At 47.0% G+C, this 14,598-nt stretch carries 12 protein-coding genes; 8 read left to right on the forward strand and 4 right to left on the reverse strand.

All coding sequences use genetic code 11. The annotated features are described in order from the left end of the window. Positions 1-38: 38 nt before the first annotated feature. A complete protein-coding gene (locus QGP82_RS20205; RefSeq protein WP_163661434.1) occupies positions 39-458 on the forward strand; it encodes a hypothetical protein in 420 nt (139 codons plus the stop codon). A 118-nt stretch (positions 459-576) separates the two neighbouring features. After that, positions 577-1,122, forward strand: coding sequence for an EF-hand domain-containing protein (locus QGP82_RS20210; protein WP_163661435.1), 546 nt, complete (start codon positions 577-579; stop codon positions 1,120-1,122). A gap of 45 nt (positions 1,123-1,167) precedes the next feature. Here QGP82_RS20210 and QGP82_RS20215 read toward each other — a convergent pair whose 3' ends face one another. Both QGP82_RS20215 and QGP82_RS20220 read right to left on the reverse strand, forming a co-directional pair. Beyond that, on the reverse strand, positions 1,168-6,063 hold the full coding sequence (locus tag QGP82_RS20215) for a WD40 domain-containing protein (RefSeq protein ID WP_499060789.1): 4,896 nt from the start codon (positions 6,061-6,063) through the stop codon (positions 1,168-1,170). Further along, positions 6,056-7,429: a P-loop NTPase fold protein gene (locus QGP82_RS20220; protein WP_499060790.1), complete on the reverse strand. Its 1,374-nt coding sequence runs from the start codon at positions 7,427-7,429 to the stop codon at positions 6,056-6,058. Before QGP82_RS20220 ends, QGP82_RS20215 begins: the two co-directional genes overlap by 8 nt. A gap of 346 nt (positions 7,430-7,775) precedes the next feature. Here QGP82_RS20220 and QGP82_RS20225 point away from each other — a divergent pair, with 346 nt between their 5' ends. After that, positions 7,776-8,660, forward strand: a complete 885-nt coding sequence (locus QGP82_RS20225; RefSeq protein ID WP_499060791.1) for a hypothetical protein — start codon at positions 7,776-7,778, stop codon at positions 8,658-8,660. A gap of 76 nt (positions 8,661-8,736) precedes the next feature. After that, complete coding sequence (locus QGP82_RS20230; protein WP_499060792.1) at positions 8,737-8,907, forward strand: hypothetical protein; 171 nt, start codon at positions 8,737-8,739, stop codon at positions 8,905-8,907. Between the two features lie 38 nt (positions 8,908-8,945). Here the strand turns inward: QGP82_RS20230 and rarD are convergent, their stop codons facing one another. Beyond that, positions 8,946-9,815, reverse strand: a complete 870-nt coding sequence (gene rarD, locus QGP82_RS20235) for an EamA family transporter RarD (RefSeq protein WP_163661442.1) — start codon at positions 9,813-9,815, stop codon at positions 8,946-8,948. Between the two features lie 131 nt (positions 9,816-9,946). Here rarD and QGP82_RS20240 point away from each other — a divergent pair, with 131 nt between their 5' ends. The 4 genes from QGP82_RS20240 to QGP82_RS20255 all read left to right on the forward strand — a co-directional run bounded on the left by QGP82_RS20240 (position 9,947) and on the right by QGP82_RS20255 (position 13,836). Next, positions 9,947-10,366, forward strand: coding sequence for an HHL1-like protein (locus QGP82_RS20240; RefSeq protein ID WP_163700698.1), 420 nt, complete (start codon positions 9,947-9,949; stop codon positions 10,364-10,366). Between the two features lie 73 nt (positions 10,367-10,439). Beyond that, positions 10,440-11,351, forward strand: a complete 912-nt coding sequence (locus tag QGP82_RS20245) for an RluA family pseudouridine synthase (RefSeq protein ID WP_499060797.1) — start codon at positions 10,440-10,442, stop codon at positions 11,349-11,351. 210 nt (positions 11,352-11,561) lie between these two features. Continuing rightward, complete coding sequence (locus tag QGP82_RS20250; protein WP_499060793.1) at positions 11,562-12,962, forward strand: aspartate ammonia-lyase; 1,401 nt, start codon at positions 11,562-11,564, stop codon at positions 12,960-12,962. Positions 12,963-13,005: 43 nt separating this feature from the next. Next, positions 13,006-13,836, forward strand: coding sequence for an SWIM zinc finger family protein (locus QGP82_RS20255; RefSeq protein ID WP_163661448.1), 831 nt, complete (start codon positions 13,006-13,008; stop codon positions 13,834-13,836). A gap of 7 nt (positions 13,837-13,843) precedes the next feature. Here the strand turns inward: QGP82_RS20255 and QGP82_RS20260 are convergent, their stop codons facing one another. Beyond that, entirely contained in the window at positions 13,844-14,488 is a 645-nt protein-coding gene (locus QGP82_RS20260) for a hypothetical protein (RefSeq protein ID WP_499060794.1), read from the reverse strand. Between the last annotated feature and the right edge of the window lie 110 nt (positions 14,489-14,598).

Raw genomic sequence — 14,598 nt, forward strand, 5'->3', positions numbered from 1 at the left:
TCAGGTTATGGATAGAAGATAGGTAGATGCGCTCTTTAATGCGAAAACTTTTTGTGGGCATTGCGATCGCAACCAGCGCCAGCATCCACGGTCTGATGCTCCTAGGCTCCAGCCTGATTTGGGCCGTCATTTACCTGTCCTTAGTGCAGGTTGAATACGACCGATTATCCGATCCCACAGGAAAGTACGAAGCAGTCATCACCTACCCCAAGCTCTATCACTTTCTTCCAGCGATGCCCGGACAAGGCAGTGACATGAGCGGCAGCATCGCTATCTACGATCGCGGGGGTAATTTTTATGGGGGCGACTCGCTGGACTTTGTGCGGGATGGCTATGGCGTAGAGTGGACGGAAACCGGCGCATCGTTACAGTTTGTCGGCGAGTGGGATTTTGCAGCTGGCACCTATGCTTACTGGTCAGATGATGGAGAGCGGGTTGTTGAGCAGGTACGAGAGTAAAGCATTTTATAGCTAACGATTTTTGGGTAATGAATGATTTATGATTCTCGTACCAATGCTACGGTTCTTGGATTAACACGCAATCACTCACCCATCTACTAGGAGATTTATAGACACTATGTTGACAGAGCTGCAAAACCGCAAACTCCTGAAGCTGTTCTGTATGTATGATTGCGATCGCGATGGGTTCTTAGTTTGCAAAGATTTTGAAAATATCGCCACCAAGCTAGCAAAAGTTAAAAATCTAGGTGCCCGTTCGCCTAAGGTATTAGCCCTCAAAGAACGCTTTCTTCAGGCCTGGAAGTCTCTATTAAGTGGTGCTGATAGTAATAGTGATAAGAAAATCAGCTTGCAGGAGTGGCTCACCTATTACGATGATGTTCTAGGTAACAAAGACCGATACTTTAAAGAAGTTCAATCCTTAATGAAGCTGATTTTTGAAGTGTTTGATACCAATGGCGACGGTCAGCTGTGCACAGAAGAGTGGGCCGAGCTTTTCCAGGTATACAATGTCCATCCTGCCTACGCTCCCCTTGCTTTTGAGCAATTGGATATGAACGGCGACGGTTTTCTCAGCAAGGACGAAATCTTAGTTTTAATTGACGATTTCTTCTGCGGCGATGATCCCACTTCAGTGGCAAATTCCATGTTTGGGCCTTACTAATGGGCAGTCATAAACTCCTGCGATTATTCCCCTGCTGCTTCAACCTTAGCCTGAGGTCTGGCAAAGGGCAGGAGGGGGACTATTCCCAGAACTATCTTCATCAGGAGCCAGATACTCGGCCAGTAAGTCACAGCTCGACTGCATTAGCTCATCCATATCTAAATTCCAAAGGTTGAGCTTACCAGCCAACCCCAGTGACAACAACGTGGTCTCATCTACATCAAAGTCCAAGAGAATAGGATACCCACTACGGTGAATATTTAATGTTGCCACCGTTGTATCCGTAGGGTAATGCCAAACATGAATCTTACCCTCCGTTGACGCAACAATAAGTAATTCATCACTGTCACCATAGGTTATATCTGTAATCCGCCCCAAGTAACTCCTGGAAAACAAGAAATTACCATTCTGAGCGCTCCAAATAGCAACTGTTCCATTAACGTCAGCCGAAGCCACATGATTCCCTCCGGCATTAAATTGAATGTTAGAAATAGCATGCTGGTGACGCCTTAGGGTTTTAAGCCGTTGGCCTTCTGTATCCCAAAGATGAATAGTGCCATCTTGACTACCCGACGCTAACAGTTTTCCATTAGGGCTGTAGCTAATGCTGGATATGGGTCTGTCCCTATCACCAAAGTGATGCGCCAGCTCGCCGTTAGCACTCCAGAGCTTAATCTCTCCATTTATACCTGCTGAGGCGATTGAGTCATCTCTCGGATTAAATTCAACACTGGAAACAGAACTGTCGTGACCATCAAATTCTTTGATCAGCTCGCCGGTATTACGCCACAACTTAATCGTGCCATCATTACTGGCAGAAACAATCAAATCTCCCCTAGAGCTGTAGCTAAGATCAGTAATGCTCCCATTATGGGCTTGAATAATGCTCACCAAACTGCCACTGCCATCCCAAAATTTAATCGTGCCATTTCGATAGCCTGAGATAAAAGCACCGTTAACATTAGCCGATGCAATGCTAGTGGCCTGTGTCTCTGTGTGACTAATAAGTGTTCTATCTTTTGCTCTGAAGTCCCATAGGCTGACCCGTTCATCCGCACTGGCCGAAACAAATACGTTTTCATTAGGGCTAAAACTAACGTTAAAAAAGCTGGCTTGAGCATCACTTGATTGATAGGCATCCAGTTGCTGCCCCTGTAAGTTCCAAAGCCTGATCGTTCTGTCACTACTGGCAGAAACCAGAAACTGACTATCGGCACTAAAGCTGACGTCCCAAACCTTAGCTTGATGACCATCAAGACTATCCCTCAGCTGGCCATCAAGCGTCCAGAGTTTAACGGTTCTATCGGTGCTAGCAGAAGCCAACAGCTGGCCATTCGGACTAAATACCACTTGATTAACTGAAGCCCCATGGCCCGCCATCTGACCTAAGTCTTCACCCTCTGAGGACCAAAGCCGAATCGTTTGATCACTCCCCCCTGAAACCAGGAGATTGCCATCACGATTAAAATCAACACTGTTCACCCAAGATGTATGTCCGCGCATGGTGCGTACTTCAAGACCAGTATTCACATTCCAAAGTTTGACTGTCCTATCAGCACTGGCTGAGGCCAGCATCTGGGCATCTGGGTTAAATACAACACTGTTAACTGCTCCTGTATGGCCCGTGAGTGTTTTTAGTAATACGCCATTTAAATCCCAAATTTTGATCGTCTGATCGTCACTGGCTGATGCAATCCGTTCATTATTAGGACTGAAGGCAACACTTCTAATACCTTTTGTGTGGGCTCTAGATATACTGCTGATCAAACGCCCATCTTTTTGTCGGATATTAATTGTGCCATCATCGCCAGCAGAAGCAATCATTGTGCCATCATTGCTGTAGGCAACAGCAAGAACAGATTTGGAATGCCCACCAAAGCGATTAATCTCCCGAATCTCGCTTAAGGATTTTTGTAACTCAATAGAGATACGTGCCTTGAGCTCTGGTTTATCCCATTGCAGCTGTCGAAATATTTCCGCAGCCTCCAGCGATTTAAGCAGTGGTTCCATCAGCTGCCCCTTATCTGTTTGATGAAAAGTGTTCGAACTATCGAGCAATCGTTCAATGGACGATTCCTTGGTTCGACGAGTTAGTGCGCGTGTATTCACCAAAAGTATCGCCAAAACAATGCTAGTCACAACAGCGGCAACACCCACTACTCCGCCAAATATCATCAGGGCTTTAAAAAATCGAGAAAGCCTATTTTCAACTCGTTCTCGTTCTTTCCTTTCCCTGGCTAGGTCATCACGTAGTCTTTCAATTTTCAGAAACTGTTTTTGCTCACGCATGAAGTTTGCCAGATAGTCATGCACTAACTGGTAGCGCTCTTGAGGGAACTCTGGCACCTCCACCACCAACCCTGACTTAGTAAGAATCTTGAGAATAAGGTTTATTTTCTGGCGTTTTAGCGCCTTCTGCTCACCATAACTACGTAAATCATCCACTAAATCAGATTCTGTCTTTAGGGGACGAATTCCTTTCTCATCCGTTAGCAAATACAGCGTTAGCTCAGCAAGCTGCTGATTTTCTCTAGGACCGCATTCGTATAAAACGTCATTGAGATATTTCTGTACGAGCAGTTCTTTAGTCGATAAATTTGGGTCCCCCCAATTGTGATACTCTCGCTTAGTGGTGATGTTTTCCGTCTGTAGCTGCGCTCCAACAATTTGCAACTCAATAGGACGCACTTCTCCAGCCCCTGCCGCTAAGTCTTTAACCACCTGTTCTATCAGGTCATCTTCAGGGTTATAGGGGGTAGGGTAGGTCAGATCCTTAAAAACCGATTGGGTTTCCTCAAGGCTAAAATTCCCTATGTAGTAGAGCCACTTTTTGTCGAGAATATTATTGTCGATAATATCTAAAGTAGTGATGCGATCGCACTCTAACAAATAGTGAATATAATCTTCCCGCAGCGATAGCAACACTTTGACATAGGGCATCGTCAAGCAGGACCGCAAAAAATCATAAAATGGGCGACGCTCTGCCGTTTGCTCAAACTCAAAGAAGAATTCTTCAAACTGGTCAAAGACCAATACCAATACCTGATTTTTCTGAGTGTAATGCTTTAAACGACGGAGAACCTTCTCAGGTGGTATGGAACTGGCAGCAACAGACTCATCCGCTTCCTCAGACCCTTCTTGCACATAACCAAGAATGCCAGAACTATACAAATCTCCTTTAGCATCTATATCCGTCAGAGTTTGGACTAGATCCTCAACCCAGTTACGATATCGTCGTAGATACACGGGCACCACCCGACGAGTTTCAATGCGCTCCCGCTCCAATGCAGGCACCAATCCCGCCTCAATCAGAGAACTCTTACCTACTCCCGATGGACCGTACACAATGGTCAAAACATACTCATCTTGACCCAGCCGTCGTACCAGTTCTTTTACATCCTGTTTACGACCAGATGCCACAATGACATCTTTGAAGACTTCGTCAGAAGGCAAGGCTGGATTTGCCATTTGTTGTTTTGGCTGTAATCGCCCCGCACCAACAAATGCACGATAATTAAACCGACTCTCGATAGCATCTCTCTGACGACGGGTCTCAAAGGCAGGTAGATATAGCCCCTGCTGAAAATATCCTTTTTGTAACTGTGCTAGCAATAAGCTATACAACCTGGGATCGTAGTCTGGATGAGCCACACTACGGGCTTCTTCTAACGTAGCAACTGCTGTATCAATTTCTCGTTGTTGAAACTGGGCTTTCCCTAACGAAAATAGATACCAGCTACGATGAAAACTATTCACCCAATTGAACAAATCAACATCCTGTTTATCTTTTAGAGAAAGATTAGCCGGTTGAATTAGTCGCAACGCAGATTCAGCATAGGCTTGAGCCTTAGCCCAGTCGCCTCTAGCTAAAGCTACCTCCGCCAGAAACCCCCCAGCACGAGCTAGCCGAAAAGTATTCTGCTGTTGTTGTTGATGTAGACTTTTAGCCTTAGTCGCCACGATCTCTAGTTCTGACCACCGTTCCAAACGATGAAGAGACTCCGCCAAGTAATTGATATATTTGGCAGCTAATTCTGGTTGCTGAGCAATTTCGAACGTATCTATAGCCGCAGTAAAATATTTACAAGCATTATTTAAAGCACGCTCAAAGTCAGGCAAGTGACGCTCAGCATGGGTGCGCCACCACAGCCCTAGATAAAATTGCACATGCCCCATTTTCTCCTGCCACTCAAGAGCATGATCTGTTTCAGCAATCAAGCTTTTCCATTGCTTCAGGCTATGTTCATAGTGGTGGCGAGCTATATCTAGATTGTTATTAGCAATGCGTCCACGCACAAATTCCAAGTCAGCCGTCTGAAATGGAGAAAGCTGCACATTATGAGCACTCAATGCCGCCAAGCTCGTTTCTAATTCTTGGTAGTTAGCCGAACTAGCTGTAAAACCTAAGTCTCGGACAGTGAGAAAGCGATGCTCCTGGGACTGCGTTACCTGTTGCCATACATTTTGAATAAATTTATCGATAAATACTAGAAAAAAGGACGACGGTGTTTCAAACGTAATCGAATTAGCCCAAGTATAAAAATCTGGTGCAGTGCGAATAATATGCTTCAGGTCACTATCAGTGAGCCATAGTACCAGGGGAAACGAAAACTCACGAAACTCTTCACGAATCTGGTTAGTGGCAGTTAACAATTGCTCCGAATCCTGCACCTCATTGAGACCGTACACCATCAAAGCATCAGGGTCAGCATTCCTGGTATAGGCATTAACCGTGGTAAAGAGTGTGGTCGCCGTTGGAGCCAGAGTGATCTCATCAAACGGAAAAGCACATTGTTGCCGTAGCTTACTAATCAGCTCCTGACGGTGAAGCGTGGAGTTGCATACTGCCAAAATCAACGCAAATTCACCTTGGGAAAACCGCAGTAGACGACAAAGTTCTTCCAAAGCTTCTTGATTTTGCGGTGATGGCACCTCAGGCATCAGACTTTAGTTCCTCAGCATTGAGTAAAACTGGGTTGAGCGCAAACCAGGTTTGTCCAGCATCCCGATATTCAAACACAAATAAGCTGCGTAATAGCGACTGATATTCCCCTTCGCCTCGAACAGTTTTCGTGCGATTCACCTCCCGCAGCAGACCCCATTCCTCAAAGTCGATGGCCTTGGTTAAATCGCTGAGTCGAAGACTAATCACCCGGTCCAGCAACTCCCTGGTAAAAGGTGGATCGGCTTTTTTTAAGCAGTAGTTAATTAATACAAGTAAATTTCGCACATGACCACCGCTAGCAAGGCATAGTCGGTCTAGAGTTTCTAGCGAGTCAAACAGCTCACCAACTCTAGCTAACCGTTCCTGAGCCGATAGGTCTGGAAATGCCCGAGCCAGCAGCATTTGTCGGAGGGCACTAATACCGGCTTCGCAAGGACTGCCATCTCGGTTTTGGGTACGGACCATGGGCAATACTTGAGGCGCACTACCAAACCGATTGGTCAGGTTCTCCTGCTCATTAGAAAAAGACAGCACTAGCGGCACGGTATACACCACATGGCAGCGCAGTTTCTTGAGCTGGTCACCACGGTCAACAAATAGATATTCTGGCTGACGACGCCCCTGGCCACGGGGTTTATTATCAATGCGGTCCAGGTTATCAACGATCACCACCAACCCAGCCTTATCCTGAGTACTCAGCTGCTGATTCGCTGTCTCAATCAGTTCACTGTTAATCACCTCCAAAATAGAATTAATGCGGGGCTCTAAATGCTGTCTTAGTAGGGATCGCACATCTTTGCTGTCTTTTGCTTTCGTGGTCAGCTCACCAATGCCAAAGGCCAGGGAATAGTTACCATCTTCACTGCTCAGACCCACCTCTTCGCCCACCTTGAAGCCAGCGATCTCGGGAATTTTCACCTTGAGCCCTGTCACTTCAGAATTCAGTAAAGTAGCCGTGCTTTGGAGCAGTTTCTGAAACTTATTGGGTGTCAGACGCAGACGTGCATCCTCCAGGCTCTTGCTGACCTGTTTAGCAATGGCTAGTAGAATATCGCTGATGTCCACATCTCCCATATCCAGGTCATCAGTGGACTCAAAGTAAACCACATGGTAGCCTTCATCTTCCAATTCCTGACGCAGACGGGATAACTCGGTGGACTTGCCACAGCCAATGTGCCCCGTAAACAACTGACAGGTGGGCTCATGATCTGAAAAGGTAATGGTGCGCTTTAGCTCTCGCACCAAGTCACTACCCCGCACCTCCGAAAAGTCGATGTAATACTTACCATCATCAGGGGATATGAGATTCAGCGTTTTGCTTGGGTTACACGCTCGAAAAAATCGACCTAGATTTACTCCCATGGTTTATCCCACTTCCTCTGACTAGCGCCGCTCTGCATAAGACTATGGCTTATTTTTCTGAGACCACCCATCGACTGTTGAAAAAGTTAAAGGCTTCAGCCTAGATATCTACAGCGACTAATGATTTGAGTACGGATTTTTGTGGAATTTAGTAGATATCGTCTCATTAGTCAGCACTGCTAAGTCAGCCCCATGGGCAGGGAAGAATTACTCATAAGCACTTCTATGAAGCAACGATGAACAATCACACAAGCGCTCTTGCTTTGTAAAGCTATCTACGGACATAACAGGCAGTATAGGATTTATAACTAATGACACGTGCTACCTCGTCATCGAAGAAGTTCAAATGAATCCAGTCAATCAGCTGTCTACCCTCATCAATGGGCAACTCAACCCTTTGAGAAAGCTAAAACGCGATTTAGCCTATGACGCCCATGATGCATGGCGCGCGTTAACGCAACGGAGTGAACTCTCAAAAATTATCAATCAAAAGGAAATTCGCTTCATCGGCCTGCGACGCAGCGGTAATCATGCGGTTTTGCACTGGATTAAAGCTCAAATACCGAACGTTAAGTTTCTCAATAATGTGTCAGTGGAAACCAGTCCGTTTCGGCACTATCATCTGCATTTTCCCCATAAAGGTTTTCATGACGAAGCTTGGGGTAAGTTTCAACCTAAAGACTGTTTTATCTACAGCTATGAAGACTATAGTGTGGCTGAGATTGTTCATTCGAGTACTGAGAAGAAACATGATCTCTACATTGGCAAAACCCAGAATAGATACAATGTCTTAGTCCTTAGAGATCCCTTTAATCTTTTAGCTAGTCGTCTGAGGAAAAACTATCTAGATGTGAAAACGGAAGGCATCTCATTGATTGACATGTGGATTGAGCATGCCAAAGAATATGTAGGAGAAACGTCTTATCTCGGCAATCAGAAAGTTGTTATTAACTATAATTATTGGTTTTCAGACAAGGACTATCGTCAGGGTATTGCAGAAGCACTGGACATCAACTTCTCTGATGCAGGGTTGGATTATGTCAGCAGCTATGGTGGTGGCAGTTCGTTTGATCAGCAAGGTTTAAGTGGCAATGCACAAACCATGGACGTCACTAATCGTTGGCAGACTTTCGCTGAAGATGAACGATTTTTATTATTGCTCAAAAACGAAGAACTGCTTCACTATTCCAATCAGATTTTTGGCATCATGCCTGGAACTGAAGCCATGTAAATACTTGATAACGGTCACATATGGAGAACAAGGGTCACTAGCATAGAGGTGTCATTCGTCTTTTAGCCAGAAATCCATGGAAATTAAGCAGTTGATCACGGATGCATTGCAATTGCCAACGAATGCGATCGCATACCACATCAGCAAATCCCTAGCCGAACTATACCCAGATCGCGAAATGGTTGAAGGCAACGAATGTGCCTTTGACCTCGAGGCCTATGCCTGTGATGGCCAGTTACGAATATGATTCTGTTAAACAGTGATGCTATCCATTGATGAGTAACATTAAGCTGTTGATCTTGCTCTAAACAAAGATGTACTCGAATAAACCAACAATGCAGTCCAAATACAGCTAAAACTAATTAAATGTGTCTGTGTAAACGACTCCTGATACAAAAATACGCCGAGCATCAGCTGAAGTGATGGAGCGATGTACTGACAGAATCCTAACGTGGCTAATGACAACCGCTTCGCCGCATTGTTAAACCACAGCAAGGGCATCGATGTCGCCACACCAGCCCCAATAAACAACAACGTCAGGCTAAAGCTACTACCAAAGCTCCCAGTTCCCGATGATTGCCAGTAAAAAATGAGTAACAATGCCACTGGCGTCATCAGTGCTGTTTCCACTGCCAGTCCCACCATTGGAGACACAGCTACCATCTTCCTCAACAATCCATACAGTGCGAACGTGCCTGCTAGTCCCAATGCAATCCAAGGTACTGAGCCAAACTGCCAGATAAAGTAACCCACCCCGATAGTCGCCAGCACTACTGCTAATTGCTGTCCTCGATAAAGCCTCTCTCGCAGAACGACAAAACCCAGCATCACCGACACTAGCGGATTGATAAAGTACCCTAGGCTAGTCTCTACAATCTGATCCGTATTCACACCGTAAATGTACAGCCCCCAGTTAACACTGAGCAGTAAAGCTGTTGCCAATAGTCCAAGCACCTGACGCCGTGGTAGCTTGCGCAATTCTGACAATCGCCGTTGCAGCGTCAAAATCAAACTCAGAAAGACCAGTGACCACAGCATGCGGTGACTGAGCACCTCTATGGGTGAGGCCGCACTAAAAAACTTCCAATAAATGGGTAGCAAGCCCCAAGAACCATACGCAAGAATGGCGTAGAGCGGACCAGATTGTATATTCAAATTAAACCTGGGTAGATACTGCAACTAACCCTAGCAGTCACCTAAGCTAGCCACCATCGACCACATTTATAAGGGTCTATAATTAAAAAGATGTAAACTTTTACAAAGCACTAACCTCAAGAGGTATTCCTATGGCCACCGGATTTGGCAAAGCTAAACCTAAACCCAAGGTATCGGAACGCACTAAGCGACGGCAGGAAGCCTCTCAGGAAATGGATAAGCGCCGTTCCTCTGGCGATCCTGAGTTTGAGGTGCATATTCGCATCAAAGATAAAAAGCAGTGGTACCCAGTGGGCGTAGTGGCTGTAAAGCGGTCGACTGATATCGATCGCGCTATCTTTGCCAGTGAAGAAGATCTGCTCCAAGGTGCGTTTCGGATTTATCCAATTCTGCGGAAGAACAAGACTAACCTGGAGTATGGCTACAGAGTAAAGGCGTTTAAGGATGAACCGATTACTGTAGCAGTGCCTCCTAAACCGGGTATTGCGGGTGGCGTTCAGGCCATTGCAAATCAGGTTAAGAACAGCGTTACTGGTTTATTTAAGCGATAAACAATTGGATGAGACGCGCAATCAGATAGATGGTGTTCAACCCCGAAGAGTGGTCAATGCTCACCCTCCGGGGTTGAATGATGGCTGGGTTTATTGCGATCGCATCAGCCCTGACTCGTCAGGCCACATATCCACCCAACCACCTCCAACCACCGTCCTCGACTACTACACCCACCATTACCGCCATTCAGACCGAGCCACCTGGCAAACCCGCATCGAATCAGGCCAAATCCTCCTCAACGGCCAGCCCACAACATCTGACACCCCCCTAGTAGCCGGACAACGCCTCAGCTATCATCGTCCTCCCTGGCAGGAACCTCCAGTTCCCCTAGATATCGCTACGATCTACGAAGACGATTTGCTGCTAGTCATCAATAAACCGTCAGGCTTACCCGTACTCCCCGGCGGCAATTTCTTGCAGCACACCCTCCTATGGCAGCTCCGCCAGCGCAATCCAACCGCAGCCCCTATTCATCGATTAGGCCGAGGTACTTCTGGGATTCTGCTCATCGCCAAAACCAAGGCGGCCCGTGCCCACCTCAGTCAGCAGATGCGTCAGCGTCAACTAGGCAAAACCTATCGCACCCTCATCGGCCCAGCAGATAACCTACCTGACCAGTTCACCATCACCCATCCCATCGGCAAAATTCCCTATCCCCAATTGGGATACATCTACGGCGCTAATCCAAACGGTCTCGATGCCCATAGCGGCTGCACCGTGGTCCACCACCGTCCTGACGCCACCCTGCTAGACGTCGCTATCCTCACCGGCAGACCCCACCAAATCCGCATCCACCTAGCCACCATGGGCTACCCACTCCTAGGCGATCCGCTTTACATCGCTGGCGGTCACCCCCATCCAGAAGGCACAGCCATACCTAGCGACTGCGGCTATTGGCTCCACGCCCATAAGCTCTCATTCATACATCCCGCAGGCGAATCAATGACACTCACCTGTGCACCACGACCACAATTGCTACCGTAGAAATGACCACAGGTTCACTCTAACCGCTACTATCAACTAGGCAGTTTTGAGTTTTGTAGAGCTTTGCTCTTCTCAGCTTGCTGAGCATTTTGAGTTACTCAAAGCAAATAACTTTACCTAGTCAGAGCTTGTTTAACCCTAAAAACTAATAACCAATAACTAAGAACTCAAAACTCCCCCACCGATCGCTATTGCTCTTTCCATTTCACAATGACTACTTCCACCAACCGCATTGAAAAAGATTCCATGGGGGAAAAGGAAATCCCTTCAGCAGCCTATTACGGTATCCAAACCCTGCGGGCGGTGGAAAATTTCCCCATCAGCGGTCTAAAGCCATTACCCACTTACGTAGATGCGTGTTTGCTGATTAAGAAAGCAGCTGCGATCGCAAACGGCGAACTCAACTGCATCCCTACAGAACTATCTCAGGCCATCGTCACCGCCACGGATGAAATCCTCAAAGGCAAGCTGCGGGATCAGTTCATTGTGGATGTGTACCAGGCCGGGGCAGGTACTTCCCACCATATGAATGTGAATGAGGTGCTGGCAAATCGGGCACTGGAACTGCTGGGGGATGAAAAAGGCAACTATAAGCGCATCAGCCCTAACGACCATGTGAACTATGGGCAGTCAACCAATGATGTGATTCCCACAGCGATTCGCATTGGTGGGTTACTGGCGTTGGAGCATACCTTATATCCGAGTTTGGCGGGTGCGATCGCAACACTCCAAACCAAAGCCACCGAATTCCAAGACATCGTCCGCTCTGGCCGTACCCACATGCAGGACGCTGTGCCTATCCGCCTTGGCGAAAGCTTCCGTGCCTGGGAAGTTATTCTCACCGATCACCTGCGCCGTCTGCGCACTGCTGCTCAGGATCTTTGCGTGCTGGGTCTGGGCGGCAGTGCCACTGGTACCGGTCTCAATACCCATCCCCAATACCGCCATCGCGTGGCTGAGCTGCTGGCAGGCTTCACTGGTCAACCCCTCACCAGTGCCCCCCACCTAATGGCCGCAATGCAGAGCATGGCCCCCTTTGTCGCCGTCTCCAGTACCCTCCGTAACCTGGCCCAAGACCTGGTCAAAATTTCCCACGACCTGCGCTTACTAGACTCAGGTCCTAAAACAGGACTCAAAGAAATTCAGCTCCCACCGGTTCAGCCAGGCTCCTCCATCATGCCAGGGAAATATAACCCTGTTATGGCCGAAATGACTTCCATGGTCTGCTTCCAAGTGATGGGCTACGATCAAGCCATCGCCTGCGCTGCCCAAGCCGGTCAGCTAGAGCTAAATGTGATGATGCCCCTGATCGCCTACGATCTCATCCACAGCATCGAAATCCTTGGCAACACCATCAGCGCCCTCGATAAGCGTTGCCTGGCAGGTATCACCGCCCGCCCCGAACGCTGCCGTGACTTCGCCGAAGGCAGTCTTGCCCTGGTGACAGCCCTCAATACTCACATCGGTTATCTTAATGCCGCCGCCATTGCTAAAGAATCCTTAGAAACCGGCAAGTCCATGCGTCAGCTTGTGCTAGAAAAAAATCTAATGCCCGACGATAAACTAAACGAAGTGCTTGATTTAGAAAAAATGAGCAAAATTCCTGAATAAACCGTCCCCACAACATCCACCAGTCACCAAAACCTGCACATTCATGACCTCATACCAAGCAGCACCCAATCCCTACGAACTCGAATCCGAAGCCTGGTGGGTACAGCAATGGGTGGACCTCCTTAATTCCTATCGCTTCAAAAAGCGCTTAGAACGTGGTCGCCGCTACGCCCGTGAAGGTCACATTCTCCGACTGGATTTCACCGAATCTAAGGTCCATGCCTCAGTGCAGGGAACGGCGGATGAACCTTACAAGCTGTCTATCTGGATTGATCGCTTTGCCGATGAAGATTGGGATTTCGTGGTAGATACGTTATCTCAAAAAGCACTCTACTCAGCACAGCTCCTGGCTGGTGAAATGCCTGCCGACATTGAAAGCGTATTTACCGCCAACGGGTTAAGCCTATTTCCTTTTACCCTGGCGGATGTACACTCCAAGTGCAATTGCCCCGACCCGAAAAATCCCTGTAAGCATATTGCCGCTGTGTACTATCAGTTAGCAGATGCATTTCGAGAAGAGCCATTCGTTCTGTTCCAGCTTCGCGGTCGTACTAAAGAACAGATTATCGATGCTATTCGTGAAAAGCGGAGGCAACAGGTAGAAGAGAATCCTGTAGAAATCATCGCTGAAGACACTGAAGAAGTTGTTGTTGCGGCTGAGACAAAATCTCAAACCCTTAACTTAGAAAATTTCTGGCAATATGATGACGCTCTAGACTCATCTCTCGTCGTCATTATCCCAGCGGATCAAACAGTATTGGATCTCTTAGGGCCAATGCCCCTCCCAGCCAGCGATGCCCAGGTACTCAGTGGCCATTTTACGAGCCTTTATCAAAGCGTTGCCCAACAAGCCATGATGTCGGCCTTGAGTTGATCTGAATTCACCTATTAGAAGTAGTGAGTTGGATTAAGTTTTCAGATCTGAGAACTTCTAACTGAGTGGGTGTTAAGAACAAATATCCAGGAGTATCATAGCCAACATCAACAGCATAAAACCGCCCTGTCGAGATTTCTTGATCTGCAACTGATTGAATAAAACTAAAAAAATTAGGGTCGAGCCAGTCTCCATTAAACTCTAGAGGGGTGTGATATTGCGTGCCATTCAGGATAAATGTCTGTGCAGCGGTCTGATTCTCCAAGTCAAATTCATTGGATATCTCAGTTGGTGAAAATTGTCCTCGCGAAATAGCAGCAAAGTTTTCTGTCAGACTCTGGTAAGGCGTATCCACATTGCCTGACTCCCATTCAAATAGAAGAATTACATCTTTAAAGGCTGAAAAAAGTTCATAACGCTGAGTGATATAGCTTTCGGCAATTAACTTTCGGCTAGCCTCAATCTGGTCTGGACTCAGGTGGTCTAGCAGATCAATTTGCTCAAATAAGTCCAGAATTTCATCTATGCGATCGCTAGTAAACTGTAAGGGAGAATGATTCGCTTCAAAACCGTGATCAAAATAGATATCTGCTTGAGCCTTTGTTAGGGCAATAAAGCCTAATTGGTTGGCAAGTTCCTTAAAGGGTGACAAGGAACTTCAAGCCTATAGTCGGCAATGATTTGGGAAACTAAAAGGGCAAAAAAATAGGGGACTATGCAGCCCCCACAAAAAATAAAATGTTGCCTCAAGTATACCAAACG

Source organism: Leptothoe sp. LEGE 181152 (assembly GCF_032906605.1).
Classification (GTDB): Bacteria; Cyanobacteriota; Cyanobacteriia; order Phormidesmidales; family Phormidesmidaceae; genus Leptothoe; species Leptothoe turfae.